The organism is Vibrio sp. Vb0667, from assembly GCF_033391095.1.
In genome coordinates, this window is the sequence record NZ_JAWPOL010000001.1 from 536,462 (window position 1) to 561,421 (window position 24,960).

A 24,960-nucleotide genomic window follows, 5' to 3' on the forward strand; every position below is an offset into this window, starting at 1 on the left:
TTTATTATTCAGCGCAAAATACATGGGAACATGAGGCTGACTGAATAACCTTCAGTTGTCTTAATAATAAATAATCAGAATTCTCAATTACACTGAAGTAACTACCCATTAGGGAAGAGCAATAATGTCACTATTTCATTCGCTTAGGACGATGCCGCTATTATTGGGGTGTCTGTGTTTTTCTGTTCAGGCCTCCACAGAAAAGGTGGAACAGGAAGGTAAGTTTTTACAGTCGTTAGAAGGCATCGAAAATCAAATTTACGCATTACCTCAGAGTTCTTTAGCTTTGATTGAAGCGTTAGAAGAAGAGTCTTTACTACAAAACCAACCAACAGCGCTGTTGGTGCGTTACTGGCTTGCCAAGGCCACGGTTTTAGAGCTGCTAGGGCGCGTAGAAGAGAGTCAGAGTGTCGTTCAAAAAGGATTGGAGCTTGTACGTCCACAGAGCCATGAGTATCTCCTGTTTAAGTTGATTCAGATGCGAACTATGGTTGGAAAGAGCGATATCGATACCGCGCTTTCTGCGTTGGATAGCTTGTTGGAAACATCGCGTGAGAATGGTGATAAGCAACTTGAATCAGAAATCCTGTTGCTAAAAGGACGCTATTACGATGAGCAAGGTGAGTTTAAAAAATCCTATGCTGCACTTATGTCGTCCATGGATGCAGCTGAATCTTCAGGTGTTCACGGGCTGGTCGAACGTGCAGCACTAGAGCTAGGTGACGTACTTGTCAAAATTCAGGGTTACGACCGATCTGAGGCGCTTTTGGAACAAGCATATCGCTATTTTAGGGATAGGCGTATGTCGTTCAATGAGTTGTTGAGCGTTTTGACGATAGCGAAACTTCATAAAGCACAGTTCCAATACGAAGAGGCGATAGCGTCATATCAGCGAGCGTTAAAGCTGGCTCAAATTATCGGTGATGGACGCTTTAGATTTCGAGTTAACCTTGAACTTGCAGCTTTATATCGCGAGACGAAACAAGAAAAGAAGATGGTTCACCACTTGAAGCTGGCGGAGAATTTACAGTACAGAGAAACGTCTAGCGCGTATTTGGCAACATTTAAGTTGTTACAAGCCGAATATATGTTAGAGCAGCAGCAATTTGAAATACTTTTAGCGATGATCGCACCAATGCTGCCGGAGATTATAGAGAGTCGATACGTCAAGCAACAGCAAATGGAGCTACTAAAAGTCGCCGCTATGGCCTATGCGGGAAGCAATGACTTTAAACTAGCATTCGAAACTTACGGTAACTATCACGATAAATTTATCCAATTTAGCAATCAAAGAGAAGTTGAAAATCTTGAGCGCCAGCAGACGTTATTTGAGTTGGAACGACTTGAATATGAGAACGAAGATCTCAATTGGAACAATGTGTTGCAGCGTATGGAGCTAGAAAATAACCGTCGTACTTTTTACTTATTGGGTGAAGCGCTACTTGCGCTCATCGGTGTTCTATTTTTGATGGCGGTAGTATTTCTCGTCGTCAATCGCTCGCGTTTGAGAATGCGTCGCCTCGCAAAGACAGACACATTGACAGGGTTGTTCAATCGCCGTTTTTTAGAGGACTGGTTCACTATGCCAGTAGAAGTGAGGCGTGAGCGAAAAGAGAAACCGGTACCTCAATCTAAGCAAGAAAAAATACAACACTTTGTTTTTGAGCAAGTCGAGCAAGTTAAGTACGGTTATCTAGCTTTAAATAAATGGGTAGATAGCAAACTCGATAAACAGAAAATGGTGCCAAATAAACCACAATCGGGACCAGTAACTTTAGCGTTAATCGATGTGGATTATTTCAAGCAGGTAAATGATACCTATGGGCATGTGTTTGGAGATACCGTACTAACGGGCGTTGCCAAAGTGTTGGAGGAAACTGTACGTGAAAACGACATTGTTGCTCGCTTTGGTGGTGAAGAGTTTGTTGTTGTTATGCCCAATACAGACCATAAAAACGCCCTTATTACTGCAGAACGTTTACGTAGCGCTTTATCCCTACATGGCTTTGTTACGGAACAGAAAGAAGAAGTGAGAGTGACCTGTAGTTTTGGAGTCGTTACCACTGAAGATAATGAGATGAGTTTTAAATCACTTTGCGATCAGGCCGATAAATTGCTTTATCAAGCGAAAGCGAACGGACGCAACTGCGTGAAAGGTCGCTCGCTAGCGTAACAGAAATCAAAAGTTCAGGCTCATCGCACGATGAATCTGAACTTATCCCTCCCATTTACTTTGATAGCCAAGTGACTTTGAGATCCTTGCTTCGAATATAAAACGCTGAATCTAACATCTTAAAGTCACTTGGCGATATTACTTAAAAATTGCTTAAGGATATCGAATCGCATATTCATGGCGTTCAATATAACCTCTCTTTTTGCCTCCTTCACCTTCAAAGTGCGAATGCCACTTGTGTCTACAAAACTATAACAAACTAGTGTGTCTATTCTTTGTACAAATAAACCGTGTACAGGTGAAATGATTAGTGGTCGATATAAATTTTTTGTGGCACAGATTTTTGTTGTTCAAAAATCAACTCGTTCATCATCGTTTTAAAAATAGATTAATGGTTAACTATTTGATTTTGTTTGTCTTATTTGTTTGTTCTTAAACTGAAATCTAGTTATCCCGACAAGTTCTTGCCGAGCGATTTTTCGTACACCCTCAACTTTTCATCCTTTTTTACTAACATTTTTCTTTAAAAATAATTTGAGTTCGAATTAATTTTCAGGCATTTTATATTTAACTAACCGTTCAATTAAAAATAATAGGGACGCAAAATGCCAAAGGTGGGGATGCCTGAAATCAGAAAACCGCAGCTTGTGAAAGCGACAATGTCAGTGATTGATAGAGTCGGTTTACACGCGGCGAGTATTTCGTTAATCAGCAAAGAAGCCGGTGTATCAACGGGGATTATCAACCACTATTTCGGTGGTAAGCACGGATTGCTGGAGGAAACGATGCGCGAAATCTTGCGTCAGCTTTCGTCCACTATCACACAGAAGTTACGTGAGCTGCCAAGTGATGCTCATCACCAAAGAATTAACGCCATCATTGATGGTAACTTTGTCGGCTATCAGGCAGAAAACCAAGTTGCTAAGACTTGGCTGGCGTTTTGGTCGTACTCAATGCATGACGAGCAGCTCAAGCGTTTACAGCGTGTCAACGAACGACGTCTATTGTCCCACCTAAGAAAAGAACTCAAAGCATTATTAAATGCAGAGCAGGCTGAATTGGTTGCTCATGGTATTGCATCACTTATTGATGGAATTTGGCTGCGCGGAACGCTCAACCCGCAAGGCATTGATGCAGAAAGAGCGAGAATCATCATCAACGATTATCTCGAAAAACAACTTACGTTTTATTCTGAAAAAATATAAAAGTTACAGGTCTTCAAAATGGAAATGAAAGCACACTATATCAATGGTGCGATGTACGACGGGTGTTCAGATGAACACTTCACCACTTACAATCCGGCGAATGGTGAGCCATTGGCCAACATTAAACAAGCGAACCAAGACGATCTTCAAGCAGCGATTGAATCGGCAAAAAAAGGTTTTTCTGCATGGTCGGCGATGACTGCGATTGAGCGCAGCCGTATTTTACACAAAGCCGTTGCCATTTTACGTGAGCGTAATGACGAGCTGGCTGCATTGGAAGTGGCAGATACTGGTAAGCCCATTCAAGAAGCTATCGCGGTTGATGTCACAACAGGTGCCGATGTTCTTGAGTACTACGCTGGCCTTGCTCCAAGTCTACAAGGTGAACAGCAGCCACTCAGCGACGATCAGTTTTTCTATACACGTCGTGAGCCATTGGGCATTTGCGCGGGTATTGGCGCTTGGAATTATCCAATTCAAATTGCGATGTGGAAATCGGCGCCAGCACTGGCTGCGGGCAACGCAATGATCTTCAAGCCATCAGAAGAAACACCATTAACGGCGCTTAAGCTCGCCGAAATTTATTCAGAAGCGGGCATGCCAGATGGCGTATTTAATGTCGTGCAAGGGGATTACCGAGTAGGACAGATGCTAACGGCGCATCCTGATATCGCAAAAGTGTCATTCACGGGTGAGTCAGGCACCGGTAAAGTCGTAATGAGTGACAGCGCTAAGACACTAAAACAAGTAACGATGGAGCTTGGTGGTAAGTCTCCACTGATTATTTTTGATGATGCGAAGTTAAACGATGCCGTTTCTGCGGCCATGGTGGCGAACTTCTACACCCAAGGTGAAGTTTGTACGCACGGTACACGCGTATTTGTCCATGAAGGTATTTATGACGACTTTATCACACAACTTAAAGCCCGAACCGAGCTGTTAGTCGTCGGCGATCCGCTTGATGAGAACACGCAGATTGGCGCGCTAATCTCTAAAGATCATGAATCGAAAGTTTTAGGAGCGATTGAAGCCGCGAAAGCGAGTGGCGCGACGTTACTGACTGGCGGCTACAAAGTAACAGACAATGGCCTAGCTAATGGTAACTTTGTTGCTCCAACCGTATTTGTTGATTGCGATGATGACATGAGCCACGTTCAACAAGAAATCTTTGGCCCGGTAATGTCAGTTCTGAAATTCCGCGATGAGTCGGAAGTGATTGCGCGCGCAAATGGCACCGATTATGGCTTAGCGGCAGGTGTCTTTACTCAAAACCTATCTCGTGCGCACCGTGTGATCCATCAAATTCAAGCGGGTATTTGTTGGGTGAACACATGGGGTGACTCACCTGCGGAAATGCCAGTTGGCGGCTACAAGCAATCAGGTGTTGGCCGTGAAAACGGAGTCGAAACCCTTAAACATTACACACAAACGAAGAGTGTTCTGGTTCAGCTAAGCGACTTCGAAAGCCCTTACAAATGATACTACTCATAGTAGATAACTGACCACTTTAGCTTGTTAAAATGCTCGATAACTACGTTGTCAATTTTGATTGTAGGTTAACTACTTATCAAAATTTCCGCCTTGTTCTCAAGCATTTTTCCTACGCTAATTTCGCTCACTTATCTACGGTGATGAGTATTAACTCCTAGGAGAATAAAAATGCAACAACACTACGATTACATCATCGTCGGTGCGGGTTCGGCCGGCTGTGTGTTAGCGGATCGCTTAAGTGAAAGTGGTCAAAATTCGGTCCTATTACTCGAAGCGGGTGGGTCGGATAAAAGTATTTTTATCCAAATGCCAACAGCGCTTTCTTACCCGATGAACACTGAAAAATACGCGTGGCAGTTTGAGACGGTTGAAGAGCAAGGGTTGGATGGTCGCCAACTTCATTGTCCTCGCGGAAAAGTTCTGGGCGGTAGCTCATCTATCAACGGCATGGTTTACGTTCGCGGACACGCTTGTGACTTTGACCAGTGGGAAGAGGAAGGCGCGAAAGGCTGGAACTATCAGTCGTGTTTGCCTTATTTCCGTAAAGCAGAGTCTTGGATTGGTGGTGCTGATGAATATCGGGGCGATCACGGTCCAGTCGGCACATGTAACGGCAACGATATGAAGCTCAACCCGCTGTACCAAGCTTTTATTGATGCAGGCAAAGAAGCGGGCTACCCAGAAACAAAAGATTACAACGGTTATCAACAAGAGGGCTTTGGCCCAATGCATATGACCGTCGACAAAGGCGTACGCGCTTCAACCTCTAATGCATACTTAAGCCGTGCTAAAAAACGCAAAAACTTCACCCTAATGAAGAGGGTGACGGTTCATCGAGTTTTATTAGAAGAAACTGATTCAGAAGGCAAGAAAGCGGTAGGCGTTGAATTTGAAAAGTCAGGTTCAATTCAGCAATGTTTTGCGAATAATGAAGTGATTTCGAGTGCGGGTTCGGTTGGCTCCGTTCAGCTGTTGCAGCTTTCAGGCATTGGCCCTAAGGCAGTATTAGAAAAAGCGGGCATTGAGGTGAAACACTCGTTGGAGGGAGTAGGTAAAAACCTGCAAGATCACTTAGAAGTGTACTTCCAATATCACTGTAAACAACCTATCACGCTCAACAGCAAATTAGGCTTGGTGAGCAAGGGCTTGATTGGCACTGAGTGGATATTAACTCGCAAAGGCCTAGGGGCTACTAACCACTTTGAATCGTGTGCGTTTATCCGCTCTCGTGAAGGACTAAAGTGGCCAAATATTCAATATCACTTCTTGCCAGCGGCAATGCGCTATGACGGGCAAGCTGCTTTTGATGGTCATGGTTTCCAAGTGCACGTTGGACCTAACAAGCCAGAAAGTCGCGGGTCGGTCGAAGTTGTCTCTGCGAATCCGAATGATAAGCCGAAGATTGAGTTTAACTACATTTCCACTGAACAAGATAAGCAGGATTGGCGTGATTGTATTCGCCTTACTCGCGAGATCCTCAATCAGCCAGCCATGGATGAGTTTCGTGGGGATGAGATCCAACCCGGTCTGAACATCACAACGGATGAACAGATTGATGAATGGGTGAAGCAAAACGTCGAGAGTGCTTACCATCCATCTTGTACCTGCAAAATGGGCGCAGATAATGACCCATTAGCCGTCTTAAATGAGCGATGCCAAGTACGCGGTATTCAAGGCTTGCGTGTGGTGGACTCTTCTATTTTCCCAACCATTCCGAACGGTAATTTAAATGCGCCAACGATTATGGTGGCAGAACGCGCCGCGGATATGATTTTGGATAACGCCCTAGAAACGTCGAACAACGTACCAGTTTGGATTGCACCGGACTGGCAAGAGATGCAACGAATGCATCCGCCAAAAAGAGATCTCGATTCGATCTCATAAAATGAAAAAGTCAGTAATCATTACAAGGAATTCAACATGTCTAAGATGACAAAAATCTTCTCAACAATTGCACTAAGTACTTTAGCAACAGGCGCTTACGCCAACCAATGTGAAACGGTTCGTTTCGCAGATGTAGGTTGGACTGACATCACAGCGACCACTGCCGTTACATCAGAGTTACTTAAAGGGTTGGGGTACAAAACGAAGACCGATCTTCTGTCTGTGCCTGTAACTTACTCCTCTATGGCTAATGGCGATATCGACATTTTCCTAGGTAACTGGATGCCAACGATGGAAGGTGATATCGCGAAATACCGTGATGCAGGTACTGTTGAAACCGTACGCGCGAACCTCGTTGGCGCAAAGTACACGCTAGCGGTTCCAAAATACGTTTATGACGCAGGCGTAACCAATTTCGCTGACCTAGTAAAACATGCCGACAAATTTAAAGACCGCATTTACGGCATTGAACCAGGAAACGATGGCAACCGCTTAATTCAGTCAATGATTGATAGCAACGCATTCGGCCTAAAAGATTTCAGCCTAGTTGAGTCCAGTGAAGCTGGCATGGTGTCTCAAGTATCACGTGCCGCACGCCGCAATCAATGGATTGTGTACCTAGGTTGGGCGCCGCACCCAATGAATAGTAACGTTGAAATGGAATATCTAGCGGGTGGTGATGACTTCTTCGGTCCTAACTACGGCGGCGCGAACGTCTACACAAACGTACGTAAAAATTACCTCGCTGAGTGTCCAAATGTAGGTCAGCTAGTGAAAAATCTAGAGTTTAACCTAGAAATGGAAAACCAACTGATGGAAGCGATTCTTAACCAGAAACAGAAGCCATCAAAAGCAGCGCAAGCATGGTTGAATGCAAACCAAGAGCAAATTGAAGCGTGGCTAGAGGGCGTGAAAACGGTGGATGGCCAAGATGCGCTAACAGCTATTACAAACTACTTAAAAACAAACGCTTAATAAGCAGTATTTGAGCTCGTTTTTTTAAAAGAAAGTGGGCAGTTTTGCCCGCTTCATTAACACAAAGGTTTTATTTTGAATTTTATTACGGACAACAAACTACCGTTGGGCCAATGGATGGAAACTGGCGTCGATTGGTTAACCATCAATGCATCGGGTTTTTTCGATGCAATCTCTATTACACTTGAAACGATCATTCTTTTCGTGGTGGACATTTTTAAATGGATGCCACCTGCAGCGCCAATCATTATGACGGCGGCAATTGCTTGGTTCTTACATCGCAGCATTCCTCTTGTCGTATTTATCGTGTTGGCCTTACTCGCAATTCTCAACCTTGGTTACTGGCAAGAAATGCTGGAAACCTTTGTCCTTGTGTTTGCAGCGACAACGATTTCCGTATTAATTGGCGTGCCGTTGGGCATTATGGCGGCGCACCGTCCTTGGTTATACACCTTGTTGCGGCCAATACTCGATTTAATGCAGACCGTCCCGACATTCGTTTACCTAATTCCAACCTTGGTTCTGTTTGGATTGGGTATTGTCCCTGGTCTAATCTCGACCATCATTTTCGCTATCGCTGCGCCAATTCGATTGACGTACCTCGGCATTATTAAAGTGCCGGAGGAGCTACTTGAAGCGGGTAAAGCATTTGGTGCCAGCCGCATGAAGCTACTGTTTAAGGTGGAGTTACCTGCGGCATTGCCAAGTATTATGGCTGGCGTTACGCAGTGCATTATGTTGTCTCTTTCTATGGTGGTCATTGCGGCGCTTGTTGGTGCTGATGGGCTTGGTAAGCCAGTCGTACGTGCACTGAATACGGTAAACATTTCACAAGGTTTTGAAGCTGGTTTAGCGATTGTACTCGTTGCCATCATTCTTGACCGCTTGTGTAAAGCACCAAACCAGAAGGAGGCATAATCATGGACGCTATTACTATTAGAAATCTTGATGTCGTTTTTGGTCAGCAACAAGCACAGGCGCTAGCACTACTCGATCAAGGGAAATCTCGACAAGAAATCATTGATGAAACTGGCCAAGTGGTTGGGGTTGATAATGTTTCGCTGAACGTGAAACAGGGTGAGATCTGTGTCTTGATGGGGCTTTCAGGCTCGGGTAAATCAAGTTTGCTGCGAACGGTTAACGGATTGAACGATATTTCTCGTGGCTCTCTGAAAATTAAAGATGGCGACGATATGGTTGAGCTCTCTAACTGTGACGAACAGAAACTGCGCCACCTTCGTACGCACCGCGTGTCCATGGTGTTTCAGAAGTTTGCATTGATGCCATGGTTAACGGTGTTAGACAATGTAGCGTTTGGTCTAGAGATGCAAGGCATTGGTAAAGCTGAGCGCCGTAAAAAAGCGCGTGAACAGCTCGAAATGGTCGGTTTGTCTGAGTGGGAAACGAAATTCCCGCACGAGCTCTCTGGTGGTATGCAGCAGCGTGTTGGCCTAGCGCGAGCGTTCGCGATGGACACAGATATCTTGTTAATGGATGAGCCGTTTTCAGCGCTTGACCCATTGATTCGTGCTCAGCTTCAAGATGAATTGATTCTGCTGCAAGAAAAGCTAAACAAAACCATTCTTTTTGTGAGTCACGACTTGGATGAGGCGCTTAAAATCGGCAACAACATCGCCATTATGGAATCAGGAAAGCTGATTCAACATGGCAAGCCAGAACAGATCATTCTTGCTCCAGAAAACGATTATGTGGCGGACTTTGTTGCTCACACTAATCCATTAAATGTGCTGAAGGGACGTTCCTTAATGCGTGACGATTTGGTTCGCGAAGATACGCGTGTTCTGATTTGCCCTGATAAAGATATTTGGGTGATACAAGAGAGCAAGGGGTTAAGTTTAGCGGATAAAGGTAAATCGTTGATTCAATGGAAGAGCGATTCTTCGAACCTTGATGAAGTTAATGAAAACTCTCTGGTTCAGGTTAGCCCAGAAATCAGTATGCGAGAAGCGATTGAACTTAAACAGCGCAGCAATCAGCCTCTGCTTATGGTTGAAGATAATAATCTGGTTGGTGTGTTAAGCGACAATGAGCTTTACGATGCATTGCTTGGTAATTTTAAGTCAGAGCAAGTTGCGTAACGTTGACGCAGAACCAAGTAAAAAAGAGCCGCACATTAATGCGGCTCTTTTTAGTTTAAACAATGAGTTAAGTCGCTAAGCTAAGACAATGGTCGACTATAGAGTCGTAATTACCTCATCCATTGCAAGGCGTGCTTTTGGAAGACCATGATTGTAATCTTCCCCATCTTTATGGTAGCCAATCGCCAGCGCAACTTCACAAATATGGCCCTCGAGCTCTTCTTTAAACTCTTCTCCAATCAGAGCCGGATCGACACCTTCCATCGGTGTTGAATCAATGCCTAGTCGTGCCAATGTGTGTAGTAGGTTGCCTAGTGCCAAATAGACTTGTGCTTTTGTCCAGTTTCCGTTGAAGCCATTTTCGTCCGTATTTGCATCGGCAAAAGCGTAAGCACCCATAAAGTTGTTGTACATCTCCGCTGGCAAGTGGCCAGATGTTACTTCTGCATCCACACGCTTCGCAAATTTCTCTTTAGTAAATTTAGGATCGTAAGCAAACAGAATCGTATGTGATGCGGCTTTCGCGTGTGGTTGGTTAAACTGATGCATATTTGCAAACGTATTGTGGAAACGTTGCTTCGCTTCATCACTTTCAATAACGATGAATTTCCATGGTTGTGAATTGATAGAAGACGCCGACAAACGCAGTGCTTCTTTGATTATCGCCATGTCTTCTTGAGAAACGCGCTTGGTTTCATCATATTTTTTTGCAGTGTAACGGCTATTTAGATCGGTAATGATTTGATGGGACACGTTTATATCCTCTTTATGTGATGACAGATGAGGATGCACTAGCATCGACAACCATGCGTACCTCGAATATGGGTTCATGATAATGGATATTTTTTCATTGATAAGAGGGTGTTTATTTAAATCACTTTTTACTTTTTGTTGAAAATCGATGTGAGTTGATCGATTTGAAACTTAAAAGTCCTTATTTGGAAGCTTTTATTTGATATTAAATTAAACTCATATTGAGGCGTAGGGGAAAGCAACATGAACGTGATTGAAGTTTTTAATGATAGCTATGAACGTTGTACTTCAGATCAGGAGTTTTTCGACTTGTTCTACAAAAATTTATGGTCGAAAAGCGCCAACTTTAGACAGAAGTTTGATGGTATAGACATGCACCAACAAGTGAGAATGCTTAGAGGGTCTATCGTATTTTTTATGATGGCAGATACCTCGACCGAAGCGCACAAAATGGTGGAAAAGTATGGGAAAAAGCATGCAAGTGCAGATATTGGTATAGAGCCGCAGGATTTTGATGTCTGGCTTGAGAGTTTGTTAGAAACGGTTCGACAGTGTGATTCCGGGTACGATGCCGATGTTGAAACCGCTTGGCGAACATGCTTTAAAACGGGCTTAGAAGTAATGAAACAAGAATGTGATAAAGAAGATGGGCACTTCCTTAAAGCGAGTACCAAATAAGGAAGTAACGTGAGTGGTCGTTACTTCCTAGGGTCAGAACCTTACTTATCTTGTGTCTCTTTATTCTTTTTCACCGCTTCGGCGATATCACTGACAGCTTCGACAAGATTGATCGGCATTGGAAAAATAATAGTGGATGTTTTGTCTGTAGTGATTTCAGTGAGTGTCTGCATGTAACGTAATTGCAGTGCATTCGGTGCTTCGTTGAGCATTTGCGCTGCTTCTTTTAATTTATTTGAAGCCTCTAACTCACCAGTAGCGTGAATGATCTTCGCCCTACGGTTACGTTCTGCTTCTGCCTGACGGGCTAGGGCTCTGACCATGCTGTCATTTAAATCAACATGTTTGACTTCAACCGTAGCAATCTTGATTCCCCAGTCATCAGTCTGTTGATCGAGAATGGATTGTAAATCCTTATTGAGGCGTTCTCGCTCTGATAGCAATTCATCGAGTTCATGCTGACCCAATACCGAGCGCAGCGTGGTTTGTGCTAGCTGGCTGGTAGCATCGCTGTAGCTTTCAATATTGTTAATCGCCATTTGAGGATCGACTACGCGAAAATAAACGACCGCGTTGACGCGCACAGAAACGTTATCTTTGGTAATTAAATCTTGTGTCGGCACATCCAAAACGACAGTACGTAAATCAACCCTCACCATTTGCTGAATAAATGGGATAAGGATGATCAAACCAGGTCCTTTGACTTCTTGAAATCGACCAAGAAAGAACACAACCCCACGTTCGTATTCTCTCAAAACCTTGAACATTTGGGTCGCTAGTGCGAACAGCAGCACCACGATCACCGCAACGGTATAGAGCATCATAAAGCGCCTCCTATTTATTTTGGCGGTCATCAGGCATCACAGTTAAGGTCAGCCCTTTAACATTAACAATGGTGACGTGATCACCTTGTTTGAATTGTTGATGGTCTTTGGCTTTAGCTCGCCATAACGCACCGTTGAGTTGAACGCGTCCTTCGCCATCGATAAAGTCATCGCTTACCACGGCGACCTTCCCAGGGTATGTCTCTAAACCCGTCGTTACACGCCGGCGGCGAATTTTGAGCAGCAGGCCGACGGTCAGCACGATTAGAGCTACGGAAAATATGGCAATACCAAAAATCAAAGGAAGGGCGATCTGGAACCCTGGTAACTCACTGTCCATGAGAAATATCGAACCGAGTACAAAGGCGACAACGCCGCCTAAACCCAAAATACCAAAGCTCGGACTGAATGCTTCCGCTATCATTAGTGCAATACCGAGTAACAGCAGACCAAGACCTGCGTAGTTGACGGGCATCATTTGTAATGCGTACATGGCAAGAAGCAGACAAATCCCACCTAGCACACCGGGTAAGCCAATTCCTGGGTTGTAAAATTCAAGAAGTAAACCGTAGATGCCGATGAGCATTAGAATGTAGGCAACGTTTGGATTGGTGATAACGGCTAACATTTCTGCTCGCCAATCTGGCGTTCTTTCAACCCATGTTGGATTTTCAAGTGACAATGTCACAGTGCGATTGTTTACTTTAACAGTTTGCCCATCTATGGCTTTGACTAAGTCCTCTGGCGAATTGGCGATGTAATCGATCACGTTTAATTCTAATGCTTCTGTTGCATCCAAGCTCGCCGCCTCGCTTACTGCTTTCTCTGCCCATTCTGCATTTCGTCCATGAAGTTTTGCTAAGCCCTTAATGTAGGCTTTGGCGTCGTTAATTACCTTTTTCTCCATTGCAGTTTTAGCGGGAACTTTCTCTGAGCTTTCGTTGGTTCCTTCTGGCGTTTCTTCCGCGTTTTGCTCTTTGCCATCATCCGATGAAGGAGGTTGAGGCGCACCACCTAACGCGACGGGCGTTGCAGCTCCGAGGTTTGTCGCTTCAGCCATGGCGGCTACGTGACTAGCGAGCAAGATGTATGTTCCGGCACTGGCGGCTCTAGAACCAGATGGGCCGACCCAAGTCGCAATGGGAGTCGAGGAGGTGGTAATCGCGTGAATAATATCTCGCATTGCGCTATCTAAGCCGCCTGGTGTGTCCATCTCTAAGATCACTAAACTGACACCGTTTAGTTGAGCTTCTTCTATTTCACGAGATAAATAGTCGCTAGTAGCAGGCCCTATAGCGCCTTTGACAGGAACAATCCAAACGGTATTCGCCAGTGCTTGACTGGCCATCAAGAGTAAAGGTAAGAACCATATCCATAGTCGTTTCATGCAGTCCTCCTTGTGTGGTCACAGGGACTTTTTGAAATCCTAATTCAAGTATATCCAAATAACTTAGAGATGCTTGAGTATAGGTTCTAATGAATAAGTTGCCGAGGCTAATTAGGAGACTACTTTTTTATATATAAACGCTGTGTGAGATAGTAAACTAAAGCAAATTATTGGTAATTGTGACGTTTATGTTTATTGTTCAGCGTTTGATTAAGTTGGCCGTTATCTGTGCCGTATTCTTTACTATTTTCGATCTGATCTCGTATGGAGAGGTGACTTGGTTTCAACGGTTTTTGGCTTTTCTACACTAAACTCAGATTTCAATACGTTAGCTACTCATAAGGCGATAGGTTTCTTCCTATTCGCCTTATTACTCCCTCTTCAACCAAAGCCTTAAACAAAGCAATACTTAACTCGTTTTTTCAACTTCCTGTCGGTGGAAAAAACGCCAAAGTGCAACTAAATTCATATCAATGACAAGTTTAAGGTATGTAGTTGATGAGGCAATTCAGCGCAATCGCACTAGCTGTTGTAACACTCATTTTGAGCCAAACAACAACCGCAAGAAACGCGAAGATGTTAGGTGATATCTCCCTAGTTCAGCCCATACAGGGCGATCCTAATTTGGATATTAAGCTAGCGAGAATTGGCTGGCATCTCTTCCGCGATCCTCAATTATCGTCAAATGGTAATGTCAGCTGCGCGACATGCCACAATCTGCAAACCAATGGCGCTGAAAACACACCAGTCTCTACGGGGGTGAAAGGTGATGGAATTAGAAATTCTATAACAGTGTTTAATGCAGCGTTAAATTATCGTTTTTTATGGGATGGTACGGAAAACACCTTGATGGCTCAGATTGATGGTCCAATCCATAATCCAATGGAAATGGACTCAAACTGGCAAACGATAGAGCAATATGTAAAAGAGAGTGAACATTATCAAGCGCTATTTAGTCGTGACGATGAATTGCCGATTAACGTTCATAATATCAAGTCCGCTATTGTGGAGTTTGTTGAAGGGCTGCAGACGCCTGGCGCACCATTCGATGCTTACTTATTGGGTTACACGCATGTACTGAGTGAACAGCAAATCAGAGGTTGGAAAACATTTCAGACTTCAGGTTGTGTGCAGTGTCATCAGGGTAAAAATATCGGCGGAGCGATGATCCAAAGGTTCGCCTATTTCAAGGATAAGCCAGTAGTAGAGGACTCGGGCAGGCAACTCGTTACGATAGAAGATGAAGAGCGATTCTATTTTAGAGTAGCCAGTTTACGCAATGTCGCGCTAACGAGTCCTTATTTTCATAATGGGCAAGTCGATAAGTTATCCGACGCGATACAAATCATGGCTAAAACCCAGCTCGGTATAACGATGAACGATGAGAATGTCGCGGACATTGAAGCATTCTTGCAGTCGTTGACAGCACCTAGACCCATAATTTTAGAGGTGTTGGAAAATGAATAAATTCAAACTGATCAACTTTTGCTTTTTTATTGGGATACTGACGTGCTGCACACTGGCGTATATGTCGTATATGAATTCAAAAAACGCTCAAGAATTTCATGCAGAGCTAATGAATATCGGACATGAATTGATTGAAGAGCGTGATGTTATCGTGAACCGATATGCCGTTGAAGATAGGAAAAACTATGAGTTAACAACGTCTTTAGTAGAGATAGAAATCGCAGCACAGGCACTGTTGGAATCATCAAAGGCATCAGTTTGGTTTCCCGTGACACCCAATCGTATAAAAGTTAGGGATACGATTGAACAGTTTAAGCAGCGAGTGCTTCAAACAACGTTGAAGCTTGATATGTTAATTGGTGTTCAGGTAGAAAATCGGTATGCATTACTCATGTTGTTCAATTTATATCAGCAAGATGTTTCTACCGAGAGCGGTCAATCATTGGGTGGCAGTCGTTATTTTGAATTTCTCAACCAGTTGCTTCTAACACAAACGGAAGTTGAGAGTGAAAAGGAAGCGAACTTCCTTAAAAGGCTTCAAACGAGTGATAAAAGAATTGAATTGCTGACGAATGAACTGCTTGATCACACTTATATTGAGTTTGTCGAAAGCTCAGAGCATCGGTTACTTAATATTGCTCAAAGTGAGGCGCGTTTTACGTGGTTGTTTGTATTTATCGCGGTGATGTTTCTAGTTAGCGCGTTTGTTTATCAGTCACATCACCGAATGCATAACTTAAAACAGTTGAATCTTGAAATTGAAGAGGCGAGAAACAAAGCCGAGCGAGCGGCAAAAGCGAAATCAAATTTTCTCGCTGCAATGAGTCACGAACTGAGAACGCCGATGAATGGTGTACTAGGGCTTTCTCAAATGATTGCAGAAGAGACCAAAGAGCCGACGACGAAAGAGCACATTAGGGTTATTCTTGATTCTGGCCAGCATCTGATGACTATCCTCAACGATATTTTGGATTTTTCTAAAGTTGAAGAAAACAAACTGGAATTTGAGCAAGTTAAGTTTAAGCTCGATCAAGTGCTTTCTCCGGTGTGTAGCGCAATAAAACCACTTGTTGATGAAAAAAATATCGAGTTAATCTTGGAAAACGAGGTTTCTGAATATACTGAATTTACTGGAGATTGTGCGCGTTTACGACAGATCTTGTTTAATCTCGCCGGTAACGCGGTGAAGTTTACCAATGAAGGGCATGTGCTGGTTAGAACTGAGTTAGATGAATCGAATCAGTTGTTGGTCATGCGCGTGAGCGACACCGGTATTGGTATTGCGCCAGACAAGCACGAGCATATTTTTAACTCGTTTGAGCAAGCAGACTCATCAACGACTCGAAGGTTCGGCGGAACAGGTCTTGGGTTAGCCATCGTCAAAAAACTAACCGATTTGATGGGTGGCCATATTACTCTCAAGAGTATAGAAGGCGTTGGAAGTCAATTTATCGTTGAGTTGCCGATTCCTTGGGTAGAATCTGCTCCGAAAAAGCAGCAAGAAGCACCGAAACCTCGCGCAAAATCACACCATTTAAAGATACTACTTGCTGATGATAACCGTGTGAATGCAATTGTTGCAAAAGGGTTTTGCGAAAAGCTCGGGCATGAAGTGGATGTTGCAGAAAATGGGTTAATCGCGGTTAAAAAGGCGAAAGAGAACGAGTATGACCTGATCTTGATGGACAACCACATGCCCGAGATGAATGGTGTTGAGGCGACACGCGTTATTCGACAAGAGTTAGGTATCAAGACGTTACTCTTTGCGTACACGGCAGACGTATTTCGTGAAGCCCATGATAGCTTTATTGAAGCAGGAGCAGACCATGTGCTTACAAAACCGCTACAGCATGAGAGCTTTTCAGACGCTCTCAAACAGTTTGCAGCCAGACTCGAACCGAAACAGAATCCGCCACTAACGAGTGACAGCAATGTGCTTCAGTTGCAACGTAAGCCAATCGAGAACTTAAGGTTAACAGAGGAAGAACTCTCCCGCTCAGGCATGTTTACTTCTTTACGAGATGAGCCAGAAGCGCTCGACGAGCTGCTAAAAAGCATTATTGTCGATTTTGAGACATCTGTTGATGAGCTTATTGAATACTTTATGGCTGAAGACTTTGCTTCATTAGAGCTGACGTTGCACAAAACGAAAGGGATGGCACTGAACCTAAGTTTACCTATTTTGGCGAGCCAAACGGAGGCCCTGGAAACTCAACTTAAAGCCAACCAAAGTCCCGAGATTGAGCAGTTGCAGATGCTGATCAATCGGTTACAGGTCAACATCCATCAGTCTCATAGACTTTTGGATGATATCCAGAAGAACAATGCCGATCCTCAACAGATTTTATAGTCCCTGTGAGTGCGATGCTTTCCTTAACTCATTTTGTTGTGGTTTACTGTGGCAAGGACGGATAGTGTTGATTCGTCGTCGGAAAATCAGGGAGTTAGAATGAGTAAGCATTCCGCTTTAATCAAATGGCATCGTAAAGCTGGCGAAGAGTTTAAGGATAATAAGTATAGTAGGGCACACATTTGGCAATTTGATGGAGGGTTGCAAGTCCCAGCATCTCCATCTCCCCACGTAGTACCATTACCACTATCCGTAGAAGAAAACGTTGATCCAGAAGAAGCGTTTGTCGCGGCACTTTCTAGTTGTCATATGCTCGTTTTCCTGTCTATTGCAGCAAAGCGACGTTATGTTGTGGACAGTTACTTCGATGAAGCGGTAGGGGAGCTTGAAAAAGGCGAAAACGGAAAAGAGTGGGTATCAAAGGTAACGTTAAACCCTAAGATAACATTTTCAGGTGAAAAACAACCGACACCATCTCAATTAGAAAAACTGCACCACATGGCCCATGAGAATTGCTTTATCGCCAACTCCGTTAAAACAGAAGTGACAACGCTTATTGCGAATTAAGTGGAGCTCTTTATCAAAAAGCGCGGCCTATTGCGGAGTTATATTAAGCCAGCAGTCATCCTGCTGGCTCGTTCATCTAGACGACACCTTGCTCAATCATTGCATCAGCGACTTTTCTAAAGCCTGCAATGTTGGCGCCTAAAACTAAATTTCCAGGTTGGCCAAACTCTTTACTGGTTTCGTTTGCATTGATGAAAATATTTTTCATGATGGTTTGCAACTGACTATCCACTTGTTCAAACGTCCAGTTTTGCATGCTGGCGTTTTGCGCCATTTCAAGTTGACTGGTTGCAACGCCGCCTGCATTGGCTGCTTTTGCAGGCCCATAAGCTATGTCCGAGTCCACGATAATATTGGCAGCATCACGGGTGGTTGGCATGTTCGCCCCTTCACTAATCAAAATACATCCGTTTTCGATAAGAGCCAGTGCGTCGTCTGACGTTAATTCATTTTGAGTCGCACAAGGGAAGGCAGCATCAGCCTGATATCGCCAAACAGCATGTCCTTCATTAGGATAGTCGCCCTCTGGTGTGTATTCTGCTTCAGGGTAAGTTTCTAAATATTCTTCTAAGCTTGCTCTTTTCACTTCTTTCAGTTGTTTTAGGAGCTTAAGATCAATACCGTGCTCATGATAGATCGTACCTCGAGAGTCGCTGCATGTAACTGGCGTTGCTCCCATATGGTACAGTTTTTCAATGGCGTAGATAGCCACGTTGCCAGCACCAGAAACGAGACAAGTTTTCCCTTTCAATGAATCGTTGCGGTCGTTGAGCATGCATTCTGCAAAATAGACGGCGCCATATCCTGTCGCTTCTTTTCTGGCGAGTGAGCCACCCCAAAGCAGACTCTTGCCTGTAAGCACACCTTCGTAGCGGCCCGTCAATCGTTTGTATTGACCAAACATATAGCCAATTTCGCGCGCCCCGACACCGATATCGCCTGCGGGCACATCGGTGGTAGGACCGATGTGACGGTACAACTCGTTCATAAATGATTGGCAAAATCGCATGATCTCGCCGTCGGATTTTCCTTTAGGATCGAAGTTTGAACCGCCTTTGCCGCCACCGATAGGAAGGCCAGTCAGTGCGTTTTTAAAAATTTGCTCAAAGCCGAGAAATTTTATGATGCTCGCATTGACTGAGTGATGGAATCTCAATCCTCCTTTGTACGGCCCCAAAGCAGAGTTGAATTCAACTCGATAACCTTTGTTTACTTGTACATTTCCAGCATCATCAACCCAAGGAACTCGAAACATGATTTGACGTTCTGGCTCGACGATCCTCTGGATAATCGCTTGTTCCTTATATTTATTATTGCCTTCTATTACCGGCGCGAGAGAAGTTAATACTTCTTCTACCGCTTGGTAAAATTCTTTTTGCGCAGGGCTACTGTGTTGCAACGCAACAATAGTATCGTGTATGTATGACATAGATTTCTTCCTTGATGTGAATAAGCAATCAGTTTATATGAATGTATTTCCATTAAATAGTGATTTTGACCAAGATTCAATGGTTGTAGTGGTCTTTCCTGCGGATGAGAATGTGCAGCTTCTAACCCAGGCTGTGTTGGTTGAAATAGGTAGGGCTAGCTAAGTAAGCGGGTGGTTGAGTGATCAGTTTCACATATAACAAGCAGAAATCACTTTAGTCGATGTTGTTGTGCAGTTACGCAAATTGTTTATGTTAACGTCATGTTAAAGTTTTTGTGTGTGATAACTTGTGAAAAGACAACTATATGGATGAGCTTAAGGTTCTGAACTCGTTTATTCAGCAGAATGGCCTACCAGCGTTTGGCCACCTTGATGGAATTCCAACATCGTTACAGCTAGATAAATTTACCTACCTCGATGAGATGGATAAGCCGGTGTCTAAGTGGCGCCGTTATCGCGATTATAAGCAGTTTCAGTTCGTCAATTTGGTCACACCTAATTACGTCATTGGAGTAGCGATTGCTGATATACGGTATTTAGCATCCGGCTTTTGCTACCTGTTTGATATTAAAAAGAATAAGTTGATTGAGCAACAATGGTTGAAACCTTTTAATATAGGTTATCAAACTCAGCCTTCCAGTTGGTGCAGTCTTGCCCATCTTGCTAACAAAAGAGTTCAGTTTTCTATTAAGGATGGTATTTGGCACGTCCACTTTGTGACAGAGTCAGTCAATGCGGATCTCTATTTACGTCCAGAAAATATGAGTTTGCCATTAATGTTGTGTACGCCAACAGGTTATGCGGGTTGGACATATACTCAGAAGCACAATGCGTTAGCAGTAGACGGTAACTTGTTCATATTAGGAAAAGAGCAAGATCTTTCAGAGGTGGCTGCTGGTTACGATTTTTCCGCTGGGTACATGCGGCGAGAAACAAGTTGGCGCTGGGCGAGTATCAATTGCTTTGAGGATGACAGGCGTCTGGGGTTGAACTTGGCAGCTGGCGTTAATGAAACTGGCTATTGCGAAAATGCATTGTGGATTAATGGTCAGCGTCACTTTTTGCAACCTGTGCAGTTTCAGTTTTCACGAAGTGATGAAGGGCAAAAGTGGCATATTACGTCGGAAGATAAACGAGTTAACTTACAGTTCACGCCTTTGAATCGACGCTCAGAGAAGAAAAATTTTTGGCTTCTCAAAAGTAACTTTCGTCAGTACATCGGTTATTTCTCTGGCTATATTATCGATGGAAATGGCATCAAACATCAGTTAGAAGAAGTTATGGGTCTTACTGAAGATCACTATGCAAAATGGTAGAAACACAATGGATTGGACGCAGTTGATGGACCGCCCAGAATTACTTCTGATGATTCTGGCTCCAGTTTTCTTTTTCTGCATGCTTGCCGAATATTGGTTCGGACAAAGAAGGGGACGCTTGCCTGAAAGCGCGACGTATTACTTCCCTGAAGTAGCGTGTAATTTTGTTCTTGCGGGCTTACACCAAGCGACAGACATACTCACGGGTTTACTGATTGCTCAGTTGTATTTGTGGTGGTTTGATTGGCGTTTGTTTGATATCGAAATGAGCGTCTCAGCTTTTCTTTTACTTGTTGTCCTGCAAGATTTTTTCTATTACTGGTTTCATCGGGCTAGCCATCGTATTCGTTGGATGTGGGCCGCGCACGTTGTTCATCACAGTTCGGAAAGAATGAACTTCAGTACCGCCTTTCGTCAAAGTTTAATGTATCCGCTAGCGGGGATGTGGATTTTTTGGTTGCCCTTGGTGATTATTGGTTTTGAGCCAAAATGGGTTGTCTTCGTTGTGTTGTTTAATCTGGGCTTACAGTTTTTTGTTCACACCCAATCAATTCGTTCGCTCGGGCCACTAGAGTGGGTATTTAACACGCCGTCTCATCATCGCGTTCATCATGGTGTGAACCGTCAGTACATCGACAAAAATTATGCGGGTGTATTAATTATTTGGGATCGAATGTTCGGAACGTTTGAACCAGAGGTGGAAACGGTTCGGTATGGGGTTTCTAAACCTGTAAACAGCTTTAATCCCATCCGCGTGACGTTTGCAGAATGGAAAGACATGTTTTATGACGTAACTCGACCAAACTTATCATGGAAACAACGCTGCCGCCGTTTGTTCGCTCCGCCATCGGATTTTTATGAGTAAATTGAGATAAAGAGATTGGAGCGGGCAGCGGGAATCGAACCCGCATCATCAGCTTGGAAGGCTGAGGTAATAGCCATTATACGATGCCCGCGCATCGATAGGACTCAGTTAATATGCCACACTGGACGAAAAAGAAAAGTCTTTTCTCATCAAATGTTTGTCAGTTGCCTAAAAAAGTAGCGGACTGATGTTAAAGTGTTCATTGTCTCTGGTTTTTTGTGGCACTCGCGATTCCGCTACTAAGCCTAGGGGCTTCCAATTAGGTCGTAAACACCGAATTCTTAGGTGTTTAGATGTTGATGATATTCAAGATTTTCTGTGTAAAGGTTAATCTCGTTTATTGAACAGTCACGTTTCATGGTCAAGACTAGATATTGAAATGATTACTTTTTACTGTTGATGCGTATGTATAACACAGGGTAATTCTGCTGAAACAGTCAGCTTAACCAAAGGAGATTTAACATGATGAGAGGTTTGATATTAGGGCTGGTGGTGATGCTGGTATCTGCTTGTACTACCGTTACAACCGATGTAGATAAACAAGCCGACTTTTCAGCTTACAGAACGTTTGACTTCGGTGCTCAGGCGGAAGCTCCTACTAGTATTGATGGTAGACGTATTGAGCAGGGGCTTGCTGAACAGCTTGAGAGTAAGGGTTTAATTAAGGTAAATAGTGGCGGTGACCTTTACGTACATCATGATATCGTAGAAGAATCCGAGCTTGTTTCTTCAGGATCGTCGGTGAGCTTTGGCTATGGCTGGAATAGCTTTGGTGTGATCACTTCAAGCCCAGAAAGATATAAAGAACGTAAGTATGGGAAGTTGGTGGTTGAACTGGTTGATGCAAAGGCTAATCAAGTCGTTTGGAAAGGCGTTTCAAGTCGTAAACTGTCTGAGTCAATGAGCTCTGAGAAAAGAGAATCTCTCATCCAAGAAGAAATCGCGAAGATGTTTGAAAGCTACCCTTACGGTGAAAAATAATTAGTATTCTTAACGATTAAGAATACTAATTGCCAATAGTTACGCACAGGGTTAAAAGAACTTATTATTTTGGTTTTGGTTACCTTTGTGCGTACGACCCTGATTGCTTTACTCGGACTACTTTTCTGCTTGTTGGCTCCGAGCATGAGCCTGGCGCACTCACACCCAAATTTTCTTTCCTTTCATAACCAGAATATTGCTGTTGACGCTAAGTCGAAGCACTTTTCAGAACATCCTATCTCTCCAATACAACAAGACTATCCGAGTTTAAACAGCCGGAATGTATTGAGGGTTAGCCATGCTAAGGAAGTGAGCTCGAACGACGATGTAGAACCCGAATGGTTTGAAATGCTTGATGTAGCATGGTGGGCGCATCGTTCGGCAATTTACTCGATGAAGCGGCTAAAACGCATCGGCAATGAGGCTTTAGGTTGCTGTATTGAAAGTATTTTTACTCACTTTAAATACAGAATCGGAGTGAGAAAAGAATCGAATTTCATATACCGCTTTATACATGCTCGCTAACACACTCCATGTTTTTGCAACTTTTGGTTAATTATGCTTAGGAGCGGTTTATGTTTGATTCGATAATTCAGGTCTTGAGTGCCTTTTGGCATCAAGATTTCACGGCGTTAATGGCGCCAGGCAGTGCAGGTTTGGTTTATTTTGTTGTGGCTGTGATTATCTTTTTGGAAAGTGGTTTTATTCCTGCTGCACCTTTCCCATGCGACAGTGTCGTCGTATTATCCGGTACGCTGGCGGCGGTTGGCGTCCTTGACCCAATTATGATCATGTTGGTAATAGCTGTTAGTGCGGGGTTGGGAAGTTGGGCGGCTTATTTACAAGGCAAGTGGCTAAATCGCTTACCTAAGGTCCAAGGCTGGGTGAGTGCGGTTCCTCAAAAGCGCCTGGAACAAGTCGACGTATTACTCAGTAAACATGGATTGGTTGCGCTTTTGTGCGCGCGGTTTATTCCGGTTGTTCGTTCCCTATTGCCATTAATGATGGGGTTGCGAGTGAAACGTATTAGTAAATTCCATTACTTTGCGTGGCTGAGTGCGATTTTATGGACGCTGATATTATGCGGTTTTGGTTCATTACTTCCTTTGCTACCGGAAAATATGAGCAAAGCAATCACAATGCTATTAATGGCGGCACCAATAATTACTCTTGTGATTGGAGTGCTTAGTTTCTTGTTTGTTAAAGCACGTCGAGCGTTCTGTAAACCCAAGGATGTGTCTGAGTTTTCTCAGTAAGTTTACTTGATTTGCACTTTTAAGCTTGTATGCAGATTAGACATCTAATCGACAGGTTTTTATCAGTAAAAAGAAAGGCGCATACATTGCGCCTTTCTTTTTGAGTGTCGTTAGGGTTTCGAATTTAATAGCCAATGCTATATAAGTATTCGCCAACTTCTTTGCACTGAGACTTGTAGATGTTCTCTACTTCAGACTCATTCTTATCTGCTGCTTTAAATTCAAGTTCGGCAGACGATAGCTGGTCAAAGCTGTAGTCTCTCTCAGACATTAAGTAGTGTCTGAACATCGCTCTGTGTTCCGGAACTGCAATACGTGCGTTAGAAACGTTGGCACACTCTAACAGAGTGTCGTTACTCATTTCTTCTGGCTTAGTTTCTGTGTTTGCAAAGGTTGAGCCCGCTGAAAATAGTAATGCTAGTGCGATTGTTGTAGCGATTCTTGTCATTATATGGACCTCAAATTGGTTCTAGTAACAATGAGCATATTGGCTCTTATCGTTACATTTTCGTGTTCTCTGTATGTCATAAAAAGTTAAACAACAGAGAAGGCGTTGCGACCATGAGTAAAGACGTACATTAAGTTCGCTTCCTTTCTTCCTGAGAGGCGATAAAGAGAGCGTTGACTCATGAGTCCGCCATAACTGTCTAGAGGTAAGCGAGATGCTTGTTTTGCCAACTCCAGTAGTGGTGGAGAAGAGAAAGCAATAAGTAAAAAATAATCAGGAGTAAAATCTGATGATAAAACGCCATCAGTAGCTGATGTTCGGCGACAGGAGACAAGCCCGAACAACTCGCGCTTTATATGTAGGTAGTAACTTTCTGATCCCCAAGAACTCAGAGAAGCTGAGGCATGAAAATCAGTGTGTGCTAGCTCAAAATCGTCTTGTTGTGAGAGTTTAAGTAAACGCTCGGAAGTGTAATGTTTGGTGTGGTGCCACTCATGCGCATATGAAGCTGTGATGAGCCCTGAGAGCAGGGACAAAGAAAGCATCAATAATATACGGTGTAGATAACGCAAGAAGTAACCCTAAACATATAAAGCCACAGTTACCCACCATGATTAAGGAATCTTAGTGGAACTATGATAACGATGAAAGCCAGTGTCTGATGAACTCAGCGTATACTAACGAGATGGAAGGGGGATGAACAGAGTTTTCTGATCGCACTTAGGTATATGAGCGAATAACACAATAATTTTCGCTTTCGAGTAAGCGAAAATGGAAAGAGAGTCGTTGCACAGGACGATTAAGCTAACAGG

General features: G+C 43.6%; 22 protein-coding genes and 1 tRNA gene. 16 read left to right on the forward strand and 7 right to left on the reverse strand.

The genetic code is table 11. The annotated features are described in order from the left end of the window. Positions 1 to 151: 151 nt before the first annotated feature. From R8269_RS02350 to choV, 7 genes are all read left to right on the forward strand, one after another. Positions 152 to 2,173, forward strand: a complete 2,022-nt coding sequence (locus R8269_RS02350) for a diguanylate cyclase (RefSeq protein ID WP_373924457.1) — start codon at positions 152 to 154, stop codon at positions 2,171 to 2,173. A gap of 605 nt (positions 2,174 to 2,778) precedes the next feature. After that, positions 2,779 to 3,378 (forward strand): transcriptional regulator BetI, encoded by a 600-nt coding sequence (gene betI / locus R8269_RS02355; protein WP_017820329.1) that lies wholly within the window; start codon positions 2,779 to 2,781, stop codon positions 3,376 to 3,378. An 18-nt stretch (positions 3,379 to 3,396) separates the two neighbouring features. Next, complete coding sequence (gene betB / locus R8269_RS02360; protein WP_258477078.1) at positions 3,397 to 4,857, forward strand: betaine-aldehyde dehydrogenase; 1,461 nt, start codon at positions 3,397 to 3,399, stop codon at positions 4,855 to 4,857. Positions 4,858 to 5,037: 180 nt separating this feature from the next. Beyond that, positions 5,038 to 6,753 carry a choline dehydrogenase gene (betA, locus tag R8269_RS02365; RefSeq protein ID WP_053349194.1) on the forward strand — a complete coding sequence of 572 codons (1,716 nt, stop codon included), beginning with the start codon at positions 5,038 to 5,040 and terminating at the stop codon, positions 6,751 to 6,753. A 36-nt stretch (positions 6,754 to 6,789) separates the two neighbouring features. Then, positions 6,790 to 7,728, forward strand: coding sequence for a choline ABC transporter substrate-binding protein (locus R8269_RS02370; protein WP_318222439.1), 939 nt, complete (start codon positions 6,790 to 6,792; stop codon positions 7,726 to 7,728). 75 nt (positions 7,729 to 7,803) lie between these two features. Next, entirely contained in the window at positions 7,804 to 8,646 is an 843-nt protein-coding gene (choW, locus tag R8269_RS02375) for a choline ABC transporter permease subunit (protein WP_005392552.1), read from the forward strand. Between the two features lie 2 nt (positions 8,647 to 8,648). Then, on the forward strand, positions 8,649 to 9,827 hold the full coding sequence (gene choV, locus R8269_RS02380; protein WP_258477076.1) for a choline ABC transporter ATP-binding protein: 1,179 nt from the start codon (positions 8,649 to 8,651) through the stop codon (positions 9,825 to 9,827). Between the two features lie 96 nt (positions 9,828 to 9,923). Here the strand turns inward: choV and R8269_RS02385 are convergent, their stop codons facing one another. Continuing rightward, positions 9,924 to 10,580 (reverse strand): nitroreductase family protein, encoded by a 657-nt coding sequence (locus tag R8269_RS02385; RefSeq protein ID WP_005373200.1) that lies wholly within the window; start codon positions 10,578 to 10,580, stop codon positions 9,924 to 9,926. A 243-nt stretch (positions 10,581 to 10,823) separates the two neighbouring features. Here R8269_RS02385 and R8269_RS02390 point away from each other — a divergent pair, with 243 nt between their 5' ends. Then, entirely contained in the window at positions 10,824 to 11,258 is a 435-nt protein-coding gene (locus R8269_RS02390) for a globin (RefSeq protein ID WP_005373198.1), read from the forward strand. 41 nt (positions 11,259 to 11,299) lie between these two features. Here R8269_RS02390 and R8269_RS02395 read toward each other — a convergent pair whose 3' ends face one another. Both R8269_RS02395 and R8269_RS02400 read right to left on the reverse strand, forming a co-directional pair. Further along, on the reverse strand, positions 11,300 to 12,082 hold the full coding sequence (locus R8269_RS02395) for a slipin family protein (RefSeq protein ID WP_005373196.1): 783 nt from the start codon (positions 12,080 to 12,082) through the stop codon (positions 11,300 to 11,302). A 10-nt stretch (positions 12,083 to 12,092) separates the two neighbouring features. Further along, the gene (locus R8269_RS02400) at positions 12,093 to 13,469 is read right to left on the reverse strand and encodes an NfeD family protein (protein ID WP_262674512.1); all 1,377 of its coding nucleotides are present in this window, start codon (positions 13,467 to 13,469) and stop codon (positions 12,093 to 12,095) included. 498 nt (positions 13,470 to 13,967) lie between these two features. Between R8269_RS02400 and R8269_RS02405 the strand changes: the two genes are divergently transcribed. The 3 genes from R8269_RS02405 (at position 13,968) to R8269_RS02415 (ending at position 17,853) form a co-directional block, all read left to right on the forward strand. Then, positions 13,968 to 14,936, forward strand: a complete 969-nt coding sequence (locus tag R8269_RS02405) for a cytochrome-c peroxidase (RefSeq protein WP_318222440.1) — start codon at positions 13,968 to 13,970, stop codon at positions 14,934 to 14,936. After that, the gene (locus R8269_RS02410) at positions 14,929 to 17,286 is read left to right on the forward strand and encodes an ATP-binding protein (RefSeq protein WP_258477063.1); all 2,358 of its coding nucleotides are present in this window, start codon (positions 14,929 to 14,931) and stop codon (positions 17,284 to 17,286) included. The genes R8269_RS02405 and R8269_RS02410 overlap by 8 nt, the downstream gene beginning before the upstream one ends. A 99-nt stretch (positions 17,287 to 17,385) precedes the next feature. After that, positions 17,386 to 17,853 (forward strand): OsmC family protein, encoded by a 468-nt coding sequence (locus tag R8269_RS02415; RefSeq protein WP_025767882.1) that lies wholly within the window; start codon positions 17,386 to 17,388, stop codon positions 17,851 to 17,853. Between the two features lie 76 nt (positions 17,854 to 17,929). Here the strand turns inward: R8269_RS02415 and gdhA are convergent, their stop codons facing one another. After that, positions 17,930 to 19,282, reverse strand: a complete 1,353-nt coding sequence (gene gdhA / locus R8269_RS02420; protein ID WP_005373174.1) for an NADP-specific glutamate dehydrogenase — start codon at positions 19,280 to 19,282, stop codon at positions 17,930 to 17,932. A gap of 305 nt (positions 19,283 to 19,587) precedes the next feature. On the opposite strand from gdhA, the gene R8269_RS02425 reads away from it, so the two are divergent. Continuing rightward, on the forward strand, positions 19,588 to 20,598 hold the full coding sequence (locus R8269_RS02425) for a DUF2804 domain-containing protein (protein ID WP_258474104.1): 1,011 nt from the start codon (positions 19,588 to 19,590) through the stop codon (positions 20,596 to 20,598). 7 nt (positions 20,599 to 20,605) lie between these two features. Continuing rightward, positions 20,606 to 21,463 (forward strand): sterol desaturase family protein, encoded by an 858-nt coding sequence (locus R8269_RS02430; RefSeq protein ID WP_005373167.1) that lies wholly within the window; start codon positions 20,606 to 20,608, stop codon positions 21,461 to 21,463. 16 nt (positions 21,464 to 21,479) lie between these two features. On the opposite strand, the gene R8269_RS02435 is transcribed toward R8269_RS02430, so the two are convergent. Then, positions 21,480 to 21,554: transfer RNA gene (locus tag R8269_RS02435), tRNA-Gly, on the reverse strand. Between the two features lie 371 nt (positions 21,555 to 21,925). On the opposite strand from R8269_RS02435, the gene R8269_RS02440 reads away from it, so the two are divergent. The 3 genes from R8269_RS02440 to R8269_RS02450 all read left to right on the forward strand — a co-directional run bounded on the left by R8269_RS02440 (position 21,926) and on the right by R8269_RS02450 (position 23,700). After that, positions 21,926 to 22,444, forward strand: a complete 519-nt coding sequence (locus tag R8269_RS02440; protein WP_005373165.1) for a DUF4136 domain-containing protein — start codon at positions 21,926 to 21,928, stop codon at positions 22,442 to 22,444. A 144-nt stretch (positions 22,445 to 22,588) separates the two neighbouring features. After that, positions 22,589 to 22,969: a hypothetical protein gene (locus R8269_RS02445; protein WP_258477060.1), complete on the forward strand. Its 381-nt coding sequence runs from the start codon at positions 22,589 to 22,591 to the stop codon at positions 22,967 to 22,969. A 50-nt stretch (positions 22,970 to 23,019) separates the two neighbouring features. After that, positions 23,020 to 23,700 carry a DedA family protein gene (locus R8269_RS02450; RefSeq protein ID WP_115386592.1) on the forward strand — a complete coding sequence of 227 codons (681 nt, stop codon included), beginning with the start codon at positions 23,020 to 23,022 and terminating at the stop codon, positions 23,698 to 23,700. Between the two features lie 124 nt (positions 23,701 to 23,824). Here the strand turns inward: R8269_RS02450 and R8269_RS02455 are convergent, their stop codons facing one another. Both R8269_RS02455 and R8269_RS02460 read right to left on the reverse strand, forming a co-directional pair. Beyond that, positions 23,825 to 24,148, reverse strand: coding sequence for a hypothetical protein (locus R8269_RS02455; RefSeq protein ID WP_042522561.1), 324 nt, complete (start codon positions 24,146 to 24,148; stop codon positions 23,825 to 23,827). Between the two features lie 86 nt (positions 24,149 to 24,234). Next, entirely contained in the window at positions 24,235 to 24,693 is a 459-nt protein-coding gene (locus R8269_RS02460) for a hypothetical protein (protein ID WP_017633653.1), read from the reverse strand. Positions 24,694 to 24,960 lie beyond the last annotated feature (267 nt).